Origin of the sequence: Marinobacter sp. NP-4(2019) (genome assembly GCF_003994855.1) — a bacterium.
Lineage (GTDB): Bacteria > Pseudomonadota > Gammaproteobacteria > Pseudomonadales > Oleiphilaceae > Marinobacter.
On record NZ_CP034142.1, the window covers coordinates 4,199,587 to 4,215,642 of the forward strand.

Annotated in this window: 17 protein-coding genes; 7 read left to right on the plus strand and 10 right to left on the minus strand. The window is 58.3% G+C overall.

Annotated features, from left to right (window positions below; genetic code table 11):
• Positions 1 to 2: 2 nt before the first annotated feature.
• Positions 3 to 1,589, minus strand: coding sequence for a DUF1302 domain-containing protein (locus EHN06_RS19105; RefSeq protein ID WP_127334066.1), 1,587 nt, complete (start codon positions 1,587 to 1,589; stop codon positions 3 to 5).
• Between the two features lie 328 nt (positions 1,590 to 1,917).
• On the opposite strand from EHN06_RS19105, the gene EHN06_RS19110 reads away from it, so the two are divergent.
• Together EHN06_RS19110 and EHN06_RS19115 are read left to right on the plus strand one after the other, a co-directional pair.
• Positions 1,918 to 2,604, plus strand: coding sequence for a TetR/AcrR family transcriptional regulator (locus EHN06_RS19110; RefSeq protein ID WP_127334067.1), 687 nt, complete (start codon positions 1,918 to 1,920; stop codon positions 2,602 to 2,604).
• Between the two features lie 276 nt (positions 2,605 to 2,880).
• A complete protein-coding gene (locus tag EHN06_RS19115) occupies positions 2,881 to 3,132 on the plus strand; it encodes a hypothetical protein (protein WP_127334068.1) in 252 nt (83 codons plus the stop codon).
• Here the strand turns inward: EHN06_RS19115 and EHN06_RS19120 are convergent, their stop codons facing one another.
• The 8 genes from EHN06_RS19120 to ftsY form a co-directional block, all read right to left on the minus strand.
• Positions 3,133 to 4,620 carry a sensor histidine kinase gene (locus tag EHN06_RS19120; protein WP_127334069.1) on the minus strand — a complete coding sequence of 496 codons (1,488 nt, stop codon included), beginning with the start codon at positions 4,618 to 4,620 and terminating at the stop codon, positions 3,133 to 3,135.
• The gene (locus EHN06_RS19125) at positions 4,607 to 5,287 is read right to left on the minus strand and encodes a response regulator transcription factor (RefSeq protein WP_012137876.1); all 681 of its coding nucleotides are present in this window, start codon (positions 5,285 to 5,287) and stop codon (positions 4,607 to 4,609) included. Before EHN06_RS19125 ends, EHN06_RS19120 begins: the two co-directional genes overlap by 14 nt.
• A gap of 114 nt (positions 5,288 to 5,401) precedes the next feature.
• Complete coding sequence (hyi, locus tag EHN06_RS19130) at positions 5,402 to 6,181, minus strand: hydroxypyruvate isomerase (RefSeq protein ID WP_127334070.1); 780 nt, start codon at positions 6,179 to 6,181, stop codon at positions 5,402 to 5,404.
• A 2-nt stretch (positions 6,182 to 6,183) separates the two neighbouring features.
• Entirely contained in the window at positions 6,184 to 7,092 is a 909-nt protein-coding gene (locus EHN06_RS19135) for an NAD(P)-dependent oxidoreductase (protein WP_127334071.1), read from the minus strand.
• Between the two features lie 242 nt (positions 7,093 to 7,334).
• Positions 7,335 to 8,201 carry an RNA polymerase sigma factor RpoH gene (gene rpoH, locus EHN06_RS19140; RefSeq protein WP_127334072.1) on the minus strand — a complete coding sequence of 289 codons (867 nt, stop codon included), beginning with the start codon at positions 8,199 to 8,201 and terminating at the stop codon, positions 7,335 to 7,337.
• A 194-nt stretch (positions 8,202 to 8,395) separates the two neighbouring features.
• Complete coding sequence (gene ftsX / locus EHN06_RS19145; protein ID WP_127334073.1) at positions 8,396 to 9,388, minus strand: permease-like cell division protein FtsX; 993 nt, start codon at positions 9,386 to 9,388, stop codon at positions 8,396 to 8,398.
• Positions 9,378 to 10,049, minus strand: a complete 672-nt coding sequence (gene ftsE, locus EHN06_RS19150) for a cell division ATP-binding protein FtsE (protein ID WP_127334074.1) — start codon at positions 10,047 to 10,049, stop codon at positions 9,378 to 9,380. Before ftsE ends, ftsX begins: the two co-directional genes overlap by 11 nt.
• A gap of 14 nt (positions 10,050 to 10,063) precedes the next feature.
• Positions 10,064 to 11,254, minus strand: coding sequence for a signal recognition particle-docking protein FtsY (gene ftsY / locus EHN06_RS19155; protein WP_127334075.1), 1,191 nt, complete (start codon positions 11,252 to 11,254; stop codon positions 10,064 to 10,066).
• Positions 11,255 to 11,416: 162 nt separating this feature from the next.
• On the opposite strand from ftsY, the gene rsmD reads away from it, so the two are divergent.
• Positions 11,417 to 12,040, plus strand: coding sequence for a 16S rRNA (guanine(966)-N(2))-methyltransferase RsmD (gene rsmD / locus EHN06_RS19160; RefSeq protein ID WP_127334076.1), 624 nt, complete (start codon positions 11,417 to 11,419; stop codon positions 12,038 to 12,040).
• A 177-nt stretch (positions 12,041 to 12,217) separates the two neighbouring features.
• On the opposite strand, the gene EHN06_RS19165 is transcribed toward rsmD, so the two are convergent.
• Positions 12,218 to 13,399, minus strand: coding sequence for a fatty acid desaturase (locus EHN06_RS19165; RefSeq protein ID WP_127334077.1), 1,182 nt, complete (start codon positions 13,397 to 13,399; stop codon positions 12,218 to 12,220).
• Positions 13,400 to 13,575: 176 nt separating this feature from the next.
• On the opposite strand from EHN06_RS19165, the gene mutM reads away from it, so the two are divergent.
• The 4 genes from mutM to hslR all read left to right on the plus strand — a co-directional run bounded on the left by mutM (position 13,576) and on the right by hslR (position 16,018).
• Entirely contained in the window at positions 13,576 to 14,388 is an 813-nt protein-coding gene (mutM, locus tag EHN06_RS19170) for a bifunctional DNA-formamidopyrimidine glycosylase/DNA-(apurinic or apyrimidinic site) lyase (RefSeq protein WP_127334078.1), read from the plus strand.
• Between the two features lie 81 nt (positions 14,389 to 14,469).
• Complete coding sequence (locus EHN06_RS19175; protein ID WP_127334079.1) at positions 14,470 to 14,802, plus strand: hypothetical protein; 333 nt, start codon at positions 14,470 to 14,472, stop codon at positions 14,800 to 14,802.
• A 77-nt stretch (positions 14,803 to 14,879) separates the two neighbouring features.
• Entirely contained in the window at positions 14,880 to 15,569 is a 690-nt protein-coding gene (yrfG, locus tag EHN06_RS19180; protein WP_127334080.1) for a GMP/IMP nucleotidase, read from the plus strand.
• 41 nt (positions 15,570 to 15,610) lie between these two features.
• On the plus strand, positions 15,611 to 16,018 hold the full coding sequence (hslR, locus tag EHN06_RS19185; RefSeq protein ID WP_127334081.1) for a ribosome-associated heat shock protein Hsp15: 408 nt from the start codon (positions 15,611 to 15,613) through the stop codon (positions 16,016 to 16,018).
• The last annotated feature ends 38 nt before the right edge of the window (positions 16,019 to 16,056 follow it).

Here is a 16,056-nt window from a genome sequence, read left to right on the forward strand (position 1 = left end):
TGTTAGAAGGTGTAGGAAAGGCTCATCGATACGAAATCGCGATCCTTTTGCTTGTTGTCTTCAGCGCTGCCGAAGTAGCCGGTGTAGCCCAGGGTGGCCTGGTAGTTATCCAGGTAACTGAACTCGGCTGTAATGCTCGCGTTGGTCACCCCCTCGGTAAACGTGCCTGGGATCGAAGAAACCCCGTTGGCACCGTGGCTCACCGTGAGTGGCAGCTTCATGTCCAGCCCCGGGTAGATTCCGTAGTATTCCGGCGTCAGCCGGGCAGTCACTCCCCAGGCAGAGCGGTCACTGTGAAGCTCTGAGGACTCATAGCCGTTCACACGGTTAACGCCCACTTCACCAGCGAAGCTCAGGCTGTCCATCAAAGGATTCGGACCGAGCACCATGATGGTGGATACCTGTGTCTGTATCGTATTGGCCCGCTCATAAGCAGGCAGCGAGGCAACGACCCTTACCGGCTGGCCATCGCGGTAGGAAACTTCACCTGCAATGGTCGCCCCACCAACGACAGTATTGAAGCTGGCACCGTAAAGCTTGATGTCTTCTTCGTATTCCAGGTGGTAGGTGGTGGGCAGTACTACGCCAGGCGCAGGCATAACGAAATCGGCGAATTGGAGCTGGGGCAGCTTGTCGTGGTAGTTCAGGTGGTAGAGTCCGAACTCGGTGTAGTTCAGGGGCTCTGCCACGTAACGCAAGGCAACGCCGTACTGACCGCTGTCGCTGGCGTCCTGATCCCCTGACCGACGTGCACTGAAGCCAGGTGCCAGGATGAACGACTCACCACCTTCATCGAGAAAATCCTGGGTACTGAAATAGCTGCCCGCCGGATTGAGCCGGGTTTCTTCCCACTCGTACTGGTAGTAGCCGCTCAGGCTCATCGCACTGGTCAGATTTACCTGGCCGAAGACCTGCCCCACAGGAAGGAATATTTCTTTGAGTTCGACTCCGGGCGAATTGGCACGAGTGGCATCCAGGGGCACCTGAGCGGTGGAAACACCGCCCTGCAGAAACAGGCTCTCACCCCAGTTAATGACTTGCCGACCCGTGCGAAGGGTCAGGTAGGTATCACCAAAATCAAAGTTTCCGTAGGCGAAAGCATCGAGTAGTTCGGCGTTCTTGCCAATCAGCTCCCGGGTATCGTCGGTGAACCGATCATGCGATTCAGAGAGGTTATTGCTGGTGGCGGGAGAGTCGTGGTCATTTTCGGCACGGGCGTAGACATCGTCATAGTAGGCGCGGCCTCGCACGAATACGCCATAGTCGCCAAAATTGAGATCCATCTCGGACAGAAGGTCAAAACGGCTTTGGATCTGGCCGTCGTCGAAGTTCCGGTTACCGTCGTCACCATTGGCGTCGGCCAGCAGCTCATCATCCTGATCCTCAACGCGCCACGAGCTGGAATAGCGAAGGGTGTTGTCCAACCGAAGTGTGCCGGCCTCACCCAGGTCAGTAGAGAGAGCATAGGCACCTTCTGAGGCGGCAAGAATCACCCCGGCAAGCATCAGCTTACGCAGACGAAAGGACGCAGTGTGTGACAGACAGACCGGGGCTAGCTGCCGGTCAAAGGAAGAATTATGTGGTTTCATGGTCTCATTTGCTCTGTGTGTTTGTTCTTGTCAGATGATAGATAGCGAGCACATGCTTTCTATTCGGTTGCTAAAGCTATCCGATTCAAAGCAGCCTGACAAGATCTTCCATAGCTGAATTAGACATAAGTATTAGTCTTTTCATTACTTACGCAGGTCTGCCAAAGGCTTCTCTGCCGTCTCAACACACACCAACTGTGATGCCAATCCCTTTCGCACACTTAGATAGCAAGTACTTCCTATGCACGCGTGTTACTATGAATGCCAACAACATTGCCCAGTTGATTCAGAACGGCAGTTACGCCACTTGAGATAGGTAAGAGTGAAAATGGAGACTGACAACATTGCCGCCACTCCCGGCAAGCACAAGGAAGAAACGGCTACGCCCAAACGCCCCAAGGAACCACCCTCACCTCGCACGCAAGAGGCTCGGCGGGCGGCGACAATAGCCAAGCTGACAGACGCCGCTATTGAAACCATTGTTAAGTTCGGGTACGCCAGAGCCAGCACCAATGAAATCTGCAAACGAGCCAGGGTCTCCCAAGGCGCCCTTTTCCGGCACTTCCCGACCCGTGGGGATTTTATGGCCCATGTAGCCGAGGCGGTTTTCGCACGGCAGATCGCAGACTTTGAAACCAACTACCTGCGCGACGACTCCCTACCCAACGATCCGCTAGAACGTGCTATCCGCTTCACGCGTGTTGTCTGTCAATCTCGGCTCGCGAGAACATGGGCTGAATTAGTCGTTGCATCACGGACTGACGAACAACTCCAGGAAAAGGTATCCGAGGTCTTCCATAAGGCCAGAAAGTGGGCTCGCGAGGCCGCTCGCAAAGTATTCGCCCCGGAAGCAGTGCATGACGAGGAACGCTTTAACGCGGTGGTCGAAACGGTGCTCTGGATGTTTGAAATGGAAGGCATCTATGCCCACCTCGATCAAGACGAGCAAGCTGCCGAACGCCGACTCCAGGTGGCGATACAGTGCTATCGTCAATATTTCAACGAGCAGAAATAGGCTCAAACATGTAATGAGCCATAAAAAAACCCCGTAAAAACGGGGCAAGGCTAGCGCTGTGCTGGAGGGAGAAGCAAGCAGTAATGACTGCCGGCCTCCAAATCTACAGTGTCCATTATGCACAACACGGGTTACACCGGCGTGGCCGGGGAATTACGTTTTGGTCAGGGAATCAAGAGCCGGCGAGCAGATTAGGTTGCGCACTCTAGAGATTGGGAATAGCGTTCAGGATCAGTATTTGAAGACCCTTTGAACATTGATTACGGGGAACACACCATGAACACCCAAAAACTGATGAACACCGCCCTGAACAGCCTGGACGCCATCGGCTACCGGCTGGATCAGTACGGCATCACCGGTAAGGTGAACCGCCATAATCTGGCGGCCTTCATTATGCTGGAACAGAAACACCTGGAAGGCGAGTGGGACAGTATCCAGGTTCGACTGGACCGTCGTCGCGCCCAGATTGAGGGCCTCGTGCGCCCGGTGCTGGATCGGGTCAACCGCTTCCGTGGCGTCGCCAGCTGATCAGACCTTTGATGTTTCTGACGGGGAGGCTTTCTGCTCCCCGCCACCTGCCGCCCCACCTTGCGGATCAGTCTGGGTCGTGCGGATACGTTTCTTCTCAACCACATAGGCCGGCATGCGAATAGTCACTGTCAGCCCGGGATTCTCCTCGCCGGGACGATGGTCCGACAGCTCAATCCTTGCCTGATGAATTTCCGCCACGGCACTGACCAGACTCAGCCCCAGCCCGTTACCGGGGGATGAACGGCTCTTGCCGACCCGATAGAAACGCTGGAAAACCTGGTCTTTCTCGTCATCCGGGATGCCGATCCCGCTGTCGCTGACTTCAAACAGGCAATCCTCACCGTCACGGCGGACCACCACGCGAATCGTGCCCTTTTCCGGGGTATATTTGATGGCATTGTCGATCAGGTTGCTGACCATCTGGAACAGCAGGTCCCGGTCACCCTCGATCATCACCTGGCTTTCCAGGGACTGCTCGAACACCTGCTCCTTGTCTTCCGCCAGAGCTTCATAAAGCTCGCAGGCATCACTCACTAGGCCATCCAGTGACACAGGCTTCATGTCCGCGGTGTTGCCCCGGGTTTCCAGCCGCGCAATCCGCAACAAGGCGTTGAAGGTGGCCAGCAGTTGGTCCGCCTCGGCCACCGCGCGACCGGCCTGTTCACGGGCCTCGTCGTTGTCGACCGACATCAGGGTGTTCTCAAGCTGGTTACGCAAACGAGTCAGCGGCGTTCTCAGGTCGTGGGCGATACTGTCGGAGACGTGGCGGATGCCTTCCATCAGGTAGACGATCCGGTCGAGCATCTGGTTCAGGTTCTCCGCCAACTGGTCAAAATCATCATCGGTACCACGGGTGGGTATGCGCAGGGACAGGTGGCCGTTCATGATTCGCCGGGAGGTGTTATTGATCACTTCTATACGCCGGGTGGTACTTCGGCTCATCAGGAAGCCGCCCAGCAGGGCCAGCCCCAGGGTAATGCCCATCCCCCAGTTAATGGCGGTTTCGATCACCCGCTTGAGGTTGGTGAGCTCGTCAACATCCCGCCCCACCAGCAAGCGCAAGCCGCCCTGTACCTCGAAGATACGGGCCCGCGCCAACCGTTCCGGGCCTCGCCAGCCAACGGACTCGTTCAGGGTGAAGTTGATCCAGCCACTTTCCGAGCGGGCGCCTTCCGGCCATGTTTCGATATTGCCGGCCAGTTTGAGGAAGTCATCGGTGGTGAGCAGATAGATGGACTTGGCGTTGGGATCCCGCGCCACACGCTCGCGGATAATGGTGATCAGACCATTGATGCCGCGACCGCGGTATTGCTCCGCGAGGCCGGCGATCTCAGCCTCGATGGTTTCGTCCGTCTGGGCGGTCATGAAACCGGCGGTGCGCCAGTAGATGAACGCCAACAGCAGGAACACCGAAGTGGCAAACACCACCATATACAACAGTGCTAGCTGAAAGGACGACGTCCGGAGCTGACTAAGCAGTTTCACGCAACATGTACCCTGCGCCCCGTATGGTCTGCAGTAACGGAGTCTCGAATTCCTTGTCGATCTTGGCTCTCAGCCGGCTGATGTGCACATCAATCACGTTGGTCTGGGGATCGAAATGGTAGTCCCAGACTTTTTCCAGCAGCATGGTGCGGGTCACCACCTGGCCGGCGTTGCGCATCAGATACTCCAGCAAACGGAATTCCCGGGGTTGCACATCAATATTCTGACCCGCCCGCTTGACGGTTCGTGCCAGCAGGTCCATTTCCAGATCCGCCACTCTCAATACGGTCTCGGTTTCCGCTGACTGGCGATTACGGCGGACCAGCGATTCAATACGGGCCAACAGTTCGGTAAAGGAGAAGGGCTTGGTGAGGTAATCATCACCGCCACCACGCAATCCCTCAACCCGGTCATCCACATCGCCCAGGGCGCTGAGGATTAGCACCGGTACCTGGTTTCCAGTGGCCCGTACGGTCTTGATGATGGACAGGCCGTCCATACCAGGCAACATGCGGTCCACGATCATGATGTCGTAATCCTCACTGGCCGCCATCATCATCCCTTCCTTGCCATCAGCCGCATGGTCGACAACAAAGTCCGACTCCTTCAGGCCTTTGACAAGGTAGTTTGCTACATCCTGATCGTCTTCAATTACCAGCGCTTTCACCGGTTATCCTCCCGATAGCGGATTACTTTAACGATTACATTACGAACAGGGTACGAAGAAGTTGGTAACCCGGCCAGTTACGATCTTGTAAGAGGGTGTCGCCTATGGCGACGGTCACGACACTCCCCGAAACCAACCCAGACTCTCAGCCGTCGTGGTTGCAGGGCGATATTCCGCACTCAGCCACCCGCTATAACCCAGTCTACCCAGTTCCCGAAAAACATTCGAAAAGTTAATTTCCCCGGTACCTGGCTCGTGTCGGCCCGGGTTGTCGGCAAACTGGATATGGCCAATCCACGGCAACAGGCACTCCACAGTGCGTAACAGGTCCCCTTCCATAATCTGCATGTGGTAGAGGTCATACTGCAAGCGCACGTTATCCATATCGGCTTCTTCGATCAGCCGGATAACCCTGGCGGAGGTATCAAGAAAGAACCCCGGCATATCCACCCGTGAATTGATCGCCTCCAGGCACAGGGTAATCCCCTCGGCCTCCAGCTGTTCCGCGGCCCAGCGAACATTCTCCACCAGCGTCTGCCAGGCCAGCTCCTCATCCAGATCCGCCGGCTTCAGGCCCGCCAGACAGTTAACACGGGTGCATTCCAGAGCACGGGCGTACTCAATGGCTCGCTGCACACCGGCGCGGAATTCCTCCACCCGGTCCGGCAGACAGGCAATACCCCGCTCGCCGCCGTCCCAGTCCCCCGGCGGCAAGTTGAACAGTACCTGGGTCAGCCCGTTCTCCCGTAATGCCTGCTGCAGCTGCGCCACCGGCCACTCATAGGGAAACAGATACTCCACACCGGTGAAGCCAGCCAGACGAGCCTGCTCGAAGCGCTCCATAAACGGCACTTCCGTGAACAACATGGACAGATTGGCAGCAAAATTGGGCATGGTTATTTTTCCGGTTTCCCCAGAGAGCCCATCAGGGCTCCGTTCAGGTGTTCCAGTTCCAGCAACAGGCCGCTGTGGTCGACATCACTGTGACCATTGGCCACCAGCGACTGATACTCATTATGCACCTGCTGCGCCAGCGGCAGGGTCAGATTCTCCGCCCTGGCCTCGTCCAGAATCATCCGCAGATCCTTGAGCTGGATACGCGCCGGTGCACCGGGCGCAAAATCACGATCAATCATACGCTGACCGTGCAGCTCCAGAATGCGGCTCCCCGCAAAGCCTCCCATCAACGCCTCCCGTACCGCTGCAGGATCGGCACCCCCTTTCGCCGCCAGCAACAAGGCCTCGGACACCGCACCAATGGTGATGCCCACAATCGCCTGATTGGCCAGCTTGGCCAACTGCCCGGAACCGACCGGACCAATACGGGTACACTTCCCCAGGACCTCAAACACCGGCCGGGCCCGATCCACATCCTGCTCCGAGCCACCGGCCATGATACTCAGACGCGCCTCAGCGGCCCCCACCGTACCACCCGACACCGGTGCATCCACATAACCCGCGCCCCGCTCCGCTGCCAGTCCGGCATGGCGACGGGCGACGGAGGGCTGCACAGAACTCATATCAATCACCAGCGCCCCCGGCTTCAACGCGCCGATCGCCCCCTGCTCCACCATAACGCTATCCACCACATCGCTGTTTTCCAGCATGGTGATGACAACATCGGCGTCACTGACGGCCTGAGCCGGTGAATCCGCAATCGTGGCTTCACTCTTGAACGGGTCACACTTACTGGCCGTGCGGTTCCACAGCGTCATGGAAAAACCGGCATCCAGGAGATTCCGGGTCATCGGCGCGCCCATCAGGCCAATGCCAAGGAAGGCGATATGGGGACTATCTACAGTCATCTTTGCTTAGCCTTATTCCAAAATTATGGGAAGCGAGTGGATAGGCTGTTCCAAAACCCTGCGGAGCCATGGATGGCGGAGCGGAGCGTACAGGGATGTATCCACAGCGTGTTTTGGAACAGCCTATCCACTCGCTTCTACCCCGAACTTAGAGTTCTTATACTTTGACAGATTATACAAACAAAAACGCCACCAACCTGAACCAGGAAGGTGGCGTTCGGAAATGTCCGGATGCCTCAGAATCAGGCCGGCACGGCTTCCGCCATACTCGCCCGTATCTTCTTCATGGCATTCTTCTCCAACTGACGAATTCGCTCGGCGGACACACCGTACTTGTCGGCCAGCTCATGCAGCGTGGACTTGCTCTCCGACAACCAGCGCTCCCGCAGAATATCCTGACTGCGCTCATCCAGAGTCCCCAGCGCGTGCATCAGGCGACCGTTCGAGTCCTCAGACCAGTCCGCGTTCTCCAGCTGAACCGCCGGATCGCCGCGCCGGTCCTCCAGATAATAAGCCGGCGCCTGATAGGCATGATCATCGTCATCGTCCTGCGGGCCATCAAAGGCCGTATCCTGGGAGGCCAGCCGCCCCTCCATCTCACGCACAACTTTTGGCTCCACCCCGAGATCTTCCGCCACAGCATGGAGCTCATCGTGACTGAGCCACGCCAGACGCTTCTTCTGGCTGCGCAGATTAAAGAACAGTTTGCGCTGGGCCTTGGTGGTGGCCACTTTCACAATGCGCCAGTTGCGCAGAATAAACTCGTGAATCTCTGCCTTGATCCAGTGCACTGCGAAGGACACCAGACGTACGCCGTATTCCGGGTTGAAGCGTTTGACCGCCTTCATCAGCCCCACATTGCCTTCCTGGATCAGGTCGGCCTGCGAAAGGCCGTAGCCGGAATAGCTGCGGGCAATGTGAATAACAAACCGCAAATGAGAGAGCACCAGCTGGCGAGCTGCTTCCACGTCACCTTCGTAATGGAGACGTTCGGCAAGCTCACGCTCTTCATCGGCAGACAATACCGGAATTCTGCTCGCAGCCTGGATGTAAGACTCGAGATTGGCACCCGGAACCAGTCTGTCAATCAGCTGTAAACTCGTACCCATGCTTTTAACCTCCGAACCTGACGACCGTTAAATATACCAACTAGTTCTTTGATCGCCAAGACCTTGAAAAGTTCTTAAAACTCCCAGTAAAACCTTTAAAAACAACTGACTGGAAATTTCCGCTTTATATCTTAAACAGTGACACTACGCCCTTTACCGCAAATTCTACAATACGGTTTTCCCGCAATCCCGGCTTAACCTCCGGCGACCTCTCCGGGCTCAATATCGTCCAGATGGCGCTTGACCGCCACCCAGGCACCCAACCAGCCTAACAGCATGGCCACAATAAGCAACGCAAGCGCGCCATCGAAGGACAGGCCATTGAGGGAAAAGTCGCTGCGATACAGCCCCGCGAGCCGTTCAACCGGGCCACTGAGCCACCACAACGACAACTGCAGCAACACCCAGGCCACCACGCCACCGCCAAGGCCGAACCAGGCCCCGGTATACAGGAACGGACGACGCACAAAGGCATCGGTGCCGCCGACCATCTTGGCAACGAGGATTTCGTCACGCCGGCTTTCAATCGCCAGCCGCACCGTATTGCCGATGACCAGTACCACCGCCGCTGCCAGCAGCAGGGCCAGCGCCCAGACCGCACGGGCCAACAAGTCGGTCATGGCATTCAGACGTTGCAGCCAGCCCAGGTCCACCTGTACCCGCTCAACGCCATCCAGGCCCTGCAGGCGAGTGACCAGGGTTTCTACGCCACCGGCACTGCGGGAGGATTCGTCCGGCGTCACCAGCAGAGTATGAGGCAGCGGATTCCCCTCGAGGTAATCCAGCGCGTCCTCCAAACCCGAGGAGACCCGGAACTCCGCCAGCGCCTGTTCCTTATCGATGAGTTCCACCTCCAGGATACGGCTGTCACCCAGCACCTCGGCCTTCAGTTCACGCGCACGCTCCAACGATGCATCCTCACTGAGGTAGGCGGTTATGCGGGCACTGCTCTCCCAGCCGGCACTGACGCCCTGCAAACTGGTCAGCAGTAATAACAGCGCCACCGGAAGCGCCAGGGCCACCCCCATCACCATCCAGGTCATGGAACTGGCCACCGGCGTACGCCAGAGGCGCTCGGCACTGTCCCGGGCGACCTTGCGGTGATGCACCAGGTAGCTCTCAGCCAATTCCTGCCAGGGAGAGGAGGCTTTTTTGGCCCCCGTCCGCTTGCGAGGCTCAGGCGCCATGACCACCTCCCGCAACCAGCTGACCGTGATCCAGAGTCAGTGTCCGGCGCTGCATATCGTTGATCAGGGCAATATCGTGACTGGCAATCAGCACCGTCACGCCCACCTGACTGAACTGGCCAAACAGGTGCATGATGTCCGCCGACAATTCCGGGTCCAGGTTACCGGTAGGCTCATCCGCCAGCAGCACCGGGGGCTTGTTCACCACTGCGCGGGCAATGCCGACACGCTGCTGCTCACCACCGGACAACTGCATGGGGTTCATCTTTTCCTTGGTCAGCAGACCAACCTTGTCGAGCGCGGCGCGCACCCGGCGGCCGATGTCCCGCGCCGGCACACCCATCACTTCCAGGGGCATGGCCACGTTGTCGAACACTGTACGATCGAACAGCAGTTGGTGGTTCTGGAACACCACGCCAATATGACGACGAATGTAGGGGATCTGGCGCCTGGGAAGCTTATTCAACATCTGCCCACCAACAATCACCTCGCCGGCACTGGGGCGCTCCATCACCATGATGAGCTTGAGCAGGGTACTCTTACCGGCGCCGGAATGACCGGTCAGGAACGCCAGCTCGCCCCGGGCCAGGCTGAAATTCACCTGTCGCAGGGCGGTATGGTCGCTATCATAGCGCTTGGTGACCTGACGGAATTCAATCATCGGCCGCTACTGCATTACTGGTCGTCAAACAGGGCATCCACAAAGGTTTCTGCATCGAAGCTGCGCAGGTCCGCCACCTGCTCACCCACGCCGATAAAGCGGATGGGCAGTTGCAGCTGACGCGCGATAGCGAACACAATACCACCCTTGGCGGTGCCGTCCAGTTTCGTCAAGGTAATGCCGCTGACGCCCACAGCCTGCTGGAATACCTGGGCCTGGCTCAGCGCGTTCTGGCCGGTACCGGCGTCGAGCACCAGCATCACCTCGTGGGGGGCGGTGTCGTCCAGCTTTTTCATCACCCGAACGACCTTCTCCAGCTCGTTCATCAGATTTTCCTTGTTCTGCAGACGGCCGGCGGTATCGGCAATCACCACATCCACCTCACGGGATTTGGCGGACTGGATCGCATCAAAGATCACCGAGGCGCTGTCGGCACCGGTGTGCTGAGCCACCACCGGCACATTATTGCGCTCGCCCCAGACCTGCAATTGCTCCACCGCTGCGGCACGGAAGGTATCCCCCGCCGCCAGCATCACCGACTTGCCTTCATCCTGGAACTTCTTGGTGAGCTTGCCGATGGTGGTGGTCTTACCAACACCGTTCACACCCACCATCAGGATCACGTAGGGCTGCTTGCTGGCATCCAACTCCAGAGGCTTGGTGACATCCTTCAGCAGGCCATGAAGCTCATCGCGCAGGGCCTGACGCAGGGCCGCGCCGTCCTTGAGCTGGTTACGCTCCAGCTTGTCGGTGAGGGATTCAATGATTTCCGATGTGGCCGTGACCCCCACATCCGCCATCAACAGTGTGGTTTCAATCTCCTCCAGCAGATCTTCGTCGATCTTCTTGCCGATGGCGAACAGACCAGAGAAGCCAGTGGACAGCGTCGCGCGGGTTTTACCCAGCCCCTGGCGAATACGCTCAAAGACACTGACCTGCGGCTCTTCCGGAACCTCTTCCCGCTCCGGTTCGACAGCGGGCGCAGGAGCTTCTTCCACTTCCGCAGCCGGGGCTTCTGCGACCGCAGCTTCCGATGCGGGTGTTTCTTCCTGCTCAGCCGCCGGCTTCGCGCCGGGCTGCGGCTCAGGTTTCTTCTGGGGAACCGGCCGGGGGCGGGGAATACGCTTCCGGTTGCCGGCCAGATCCAGAGCAAAAACGAAGACAAGAAGGGCCAACAGGCCAATTGAAATCCACTCTGCGGTCATACTCATTCCATCGGTTGAAGATTGGCAGGATAAAAGAAAGCCGACATTCTAGCAGACTGTCGGCCGTAATTGGGGTGCTCACACAACAGCCCGGCCGATGGCGACAGGGCGATTTTCCGTTACCATGTCGCCATTCCAGAATCAGAGGCAAACAGCAGGATCATGGGGCAGAAACCAAGACATCAGAAAAGCGGACGCGGCGGAGCAGCGAAAGCGGGTGGCGGCGAACTGCGCATCATCGGCGGCGACTGGCGCAGCCGCAAACTTCAGTTTCCAGACACCGGCGGCGTGCGCCCCACCCCGGCCCGCACCCGGGAAACCCTGTTCAACTGGCTGAACTACCAACTGGCCGGCAGCCGCTGCCTCGACCTGTTCGCCGGCTCCGGCGCCCTCGGCCTGGAAGCCCTGTCCCGGGGCGCTGGCACCACTGTATTCGTCGACCACACGCCGGCACTGGCACAGGCCCTGCGCAGCAACCTGCGGCTACTGAAATCGGAAAAAGGAGACGTGGTCTGCCAGAGCGTCGACACCTTTCTGGCCCAACCACCGGCCGAACCCTTCGACATCCTGTTCATGGACCCGCCCTTCCGGCAAGGCTGGCTGGAAAAGCTGATCCCGATGATCGCCGATTATGGCTGGGTCAAACCCGGCGGCTGGATCTACGTGGAACATGAAAGCGAACGGACAACCCCGGAAACACCCGAAAACTGGGCCCTGTACAGACAAAAGTCCGCTGGCCAGGTCACTTATTGCCTGTTCAAAAACGAAGAATCAGAAGGTACTTGAAGAGAAAAGTGGAGATCCCACGAAAGTCTGACAGGTCTCGGGGTGGGGTGCTTTTTCTGGCGGGATAAAGGTGTCTGAGCGAAGCGAGTTCTTTTCCCATAAGAAAAAGTACCCCACCCCGGGACCATCCCCACCCTTTGCAGGCTACCAATGGCAAGCCTGCAAAGGGCCAGGAATTTAAGCCGAAGGCCTTCTGAGAGAATAAGCCCGAAGGTGTGCCGCGAACTCTTCCAGATAGCGAATACCACTGGCCTCCGCCTCCTTGCACCAGTCCGCCAGCGCCTGCATTTTCTCCTGGGGCTTCACCCCGCGCTTGCGCCACAGCGCCTGCAGCTCATGACTCATCTCGTAAATCTTCCGCAGCGCCGCATTACGCTCCAGCGCCGTCTCCAGGTGCTCCTGCTCCTTCGGCTTGATCAGCGACACCTCACGGGACAGCAACTGCTTCAGCTTGCGGTAACGGGGGCGAATCTCGTCATCCATCAGCGCCTTCTGCTGACGCAATACCGGCTCCATCACGCGCTTACGGTACTGACGCATAATGGCGAAGCGGTTGTTGGAAATCGCCTGTACGGTTTCCACATCCAGCTCCTGCTTGCCCGGCACAAAATGGGCAATCGGCTTGAAGCCCTTGGGCTTGGCCAGACCAAACAGCTGGAACAGACGGATATAACCCCAGCCAATATCCACCTCGAACCAACGGCGGGACAGCTTGGAGGAATTCGGGTAGGTGTGGTGATTGTTGTGCAGCTCTTCGCCACCAATCAGGATGCCCAGCGGTGAAATGTTGCGGGCATTGTCCGCACACTCAAAATTGCGGTACCCGAACCAGTGGCCGATGCCGTTGACAACACCCGCGGCCCAGACCGGAATCCACATCATCTGAACCGCCCAGATCCAGATACCGTGCACACCGAACAGCAGCAGGTTGATCACCGCCAATATCGCGATACCCAGCATCTTGTAGCGGCTGTAGACGTTGCGCTCGATCCAGTCCTCCGGCGTGCGCTGGCCATAACGCTCCAGGGTTTCCGGCGTGGCGGATTCGGCATAGAGCTCAGCGCCCTGGAACAGAACCTTGCGAATGCCCAGAACCACCGGGCTGTGGGGGTCTTCCTCAGTTTCACACTTGGCGTGGTGCTTACGATGGATGGCCGTCCATTCCTTGGTGTTCTGTGCCGTGGTCAGCCACAGCCAGAAACGGAAGAAATGCTTCAGCACCGGGTGCAGATCCAGCGAGTTGTGAGCCGAATGGCGATGCAGGTAGAGCGTTACGCTTACGATGGTGACATGGGTCATGCCCAGTACAACCAGAATCAGTTGCATCACCGAAAGGTCCAGGAGACCGTTAAACCACATATTCAATCCTCAATCATAATCGTGGCTCGCCCGGCACGAAAACCGGCGAACCGTATTGGGCACTTTAGCGTACAGTTGTAAGCTCCAACAACCGCATTTGGACGGAAATTTGTTACTGATTACACTTATCCCGTTTCAAACCGTTCGTGCATCCCCCTGCTACCGGAGAACCCCGTTTGCCTGAATTACCGGAAGTCGAGACCACACGCCGTGGTATTGCGCCCCACCTTGAAGGACGCACCATACAACGGGTGACCATTCGTAACCGGAGCCTGCGCTGGCCGGTTCCCCTGGAGCTGGACGAGCATTTGACCGGCGCCACCATCCATAGCGTGGAGCGGCGCGCCAAGTACCTGCTATTAAAGGTGGGTCAGGGCAGCGCCATTGTACACCTGGGCATGTCCGGCAGTCTCCGGGTAATTACTGACAACGCACCACTGCTGCCCCATGACCACGTCGAACTGGAACTGGACAACGGCATCCGCCTGCGGTTCAACGACCCCCGGCGGTTCGGCTGCTGGCTATGGTCGGACACCCCCGAAGCTCACCCGCTGCTGGCCTGCCTCGGCCCTGAACCGCTGGCGCCGGAATTCACCGGAGCGATGCTGTTCCGCCTGTCCCGGGGCAAACAGACACCGGTGAAATCCTTCATCATGGATAATCGCGTAGTGGTCGGTGTGGGCAACATCTACGCCAACGAAGCCCTGTTCAAGGCCGGCATCCATCCCAAACGCAAGGCCGGCCGGATCAGCCTGGACCGTTACAACCGCCTGGTGGACGCCATCCGCGAAACCCTCAGTGCGGCCATCCTGATGGGCGGCACCACCCTGCGGGACTTCGTCAACAGCGAGGGCAAGCCCGGGTACTTTGCACAATCGCTGCTGGTGTACGGTCGCGCGGCGCTGCCATGCGAGGAGTGCGGCACGCCGCTGAAGGAAATCCGCATGAACCAGCGCTCCACGGTATACTGCGGCCGCTGCCAGCGATGATGCACTCTGAAACAGAAAAATCGTTTGAAAATGCGCAAATATGATCCATAGTTACAAGCAGGATCTCAGGAGACACAAGAAATGACCGGTACATTTTCCCGCATCGCTATGACAACCCTGGCAGTCTGCCTGCTGACCTTTTCCTCCTTTGGCCATGCCCGGGCTGTTGATGAAAAACCGTCCGCGCTCGCCATGACCAGTGACGCGATCTTCGTTCGCCCGGCCCTGTTGGCCACCACCATTGTGGGCAGCGCGGTTTATCTGGTTTCCCTGCCATTCTCCGCACTGGGCGGTAACGCCGGCGAAGCGGGCGAAGTCCTGGTGGTCGGCCCCGCCAAGGCCACGTTTGTACGTTGCCTGGGCTGCACCCGCTCTGGCCGCAAACCGGAAACGGTTCCGCAGGAAAGCAACTGATCCGTACTATCCCGGCTTGCCAAAACCCGGCGGATTCGGCAGCCTGAAGCGACACTCACTTCAGGCTGTTTTCGTTTATGGTGAACTGGTCTTCCCTCAACACAGTGTTTCTGGACATGGATGGAACACTGCTGGACCTGCATTTCGACAACCACTTCTGGTTGGAACACCTGCCCGCGCGCTATGCCGAGCACTACAACCTCAGCCCGCAGGAAGCCCGCGACACCGTCGTGCCGATGATCATGGCCGAGCGTGGCTCACTGCAGTGGTACTGCACCGATTACTGGAGCGAACGCCTGAAGCTGGACATTACCGGCCTCAAAGCCGAGGTGGGTGACCGCATCGGCTACCGCCCGTTTGTCACCGATTTTCTCGACGCCATTCGCCAGGCCGGCCTGCGCTCGGTGATTGTCACCAACTGCCACCCCGATCCGCTGGCCCTGAAACTGCACCACACTCGACTGGAGCAACGGGTGGACGGCATCATATCCAGCCACGAACTGGGCAAGCCCAAGGAGGACCCGGAATTCTGGCGCGACCTCGCCCAGCGGGAGCCTTACCAACCCGAACGCACCCTGATGGTGGATGACAGCTTCCCGGTACTGGAGAGTGCCCGGGCCGCCGGTATTGGCCAGTGCCTGGCTATCCTGGCCCCTGACAGCCGCCAGCAGGCCCGGGAAAAACACCCGGAGATACCCTCTATTCATCACTTCAGCGAAGTGCTGCCATCGCTGCGTCAGCGACAGCCCCTGCCATCGGGCGGATGAGCCGGTTATAATATGACCATACGCTCATCAGGTGAGGAGACATGACGGCGAAAAACACCGACGATCACCGTGTCCGGCTCGACAAGTGGTTATGGGCCGCACGCTTTTACAAGACCCGCTCGCTGGCGAAAGAAGCCATCGAAGGAGGCAAGGTCCACTACAACAGCCAGCGCTGCAAACCCGGCAAACTCGTGGAAACCGGCGCCAAACTGACCCTTAGACTGGGCTGGCAGGAACGCATCGTCATCATCGATGACATCAGCGACCGCCGTCGGGGCGCCCCCGAGGCCCAGAAGCTGTACCATGAAACCGATGACAGCGTGAAACGTCGCGAGGAACTGGCCTGGCAACGCAAAACCATGCAGGCAGCCCAACTTCCCCCGGCACGGCGACCCTCCAAGAAAGATCGCCGTGACATTCAGCGTTTCCGGGAACAGAACGGCATCTGAACCGCCGTCTTAATCAAGAAACACCACAACCCTGTATT

Excerpts from the sequence above, each read along its gene's own strand:
- EHN06_RS19105 (WP_127334066.1), bottom strand. The coding sequence starts at position 1,589 with ATGAAACCACATAATTCTTCCTTTGACCGGCAGCTAGCCCCGGTCTGT.
- EHN06_RS19110 (WP_127334067.1), top strand. The coding sequence starts at position 1,918 with ATGGAGACTGACAACATTGCCGCCACTCCCGGCAAGCACAAGGAAGAA.
- EHN06_RS19115 (WP_127334068.1), top strand. The coding sequence starts at position 2,881 with ATGAACACCCAAAAACTGATGAACACCGCCCTGAACAGCCTGGACGCC.
- hyi (WP_127334070.1), bottom strand. The coding sequence starts at position 6,181 with ATGCCCAATTTTGCTGCCAATCTGTCCATGTTGTTCACGGAAGTGCCG.
- EHN06_RS19135 (WP_127334071.1), bottom strand. The coding sequence starts at position 7,092 with ATGACTGTAGATAGTCCCCATATCGCCTTCCTTGGCATTGGCCTGATG.
- rpoH (WP_127334072.1), bottom strand. The coding sequence starts at position 8,201 with ATGGGTACGAGTTTACAGCTGATTGACAGACTGGTTCCGGGTGCCAAT.
- ftsX (WP_127334073.1), bottom strand. The coding sequence starts at position 9,388 with ATGGCGCCTGAGCCTCGCAAGCGGACGGGGGCCAAAAAAGCCTCCTCT.
- ftsE (WP_127334074.1), bottom strand. The coding sequence starts at position 10,049 with ATGATTGAATTCCGTCAGGTCACCAAGCGCTATGATAGCGACCATACC.
- ftsY (WP_127334075.1), bottom strand. The coding sequence starts at position 11,254 with ATGACCGCAGAGTGGATTTCAATTGGCCTGTTGGCCCTTCTTGTCTTC.
- rsmD (WP_127334076.1), top strand. The coding sequence starts at position 11,417 with ATGGGGCAGAAACCAAGACATCAGAAAAGCGGACGCGGCGGAGCAGCG.
- EHN06_RS19165 (WP_127334077.1), bottom strand. The coding sequence starts at position 13,399 with ATGTGGTTTAACGGTCTCCTGGACCTTTCGGTGATGCAACTGATTCTG.
- EHN06_RS19175 (WP_127334079.1), top strand. The coding sequence starts at position 14,470 with ATGACCGGTACATTTTCCCGCATCGCTATGACAACCCTGGCAGTCTGC.
- yrfG (WP_127334080.1), top strand. The coding sequence starts at position 14,880 with ATGGTGAACTGGTCTTCCCTCAACACAGTGTTTCTGGACATGGATGGA.
- hslR (WP_127334081.1), top strand. The coding sequence starts at position 15,611 with ATGACGGCGAAAAACACCGACGATCACCGTGTCCGGCTCGACAAGTGG.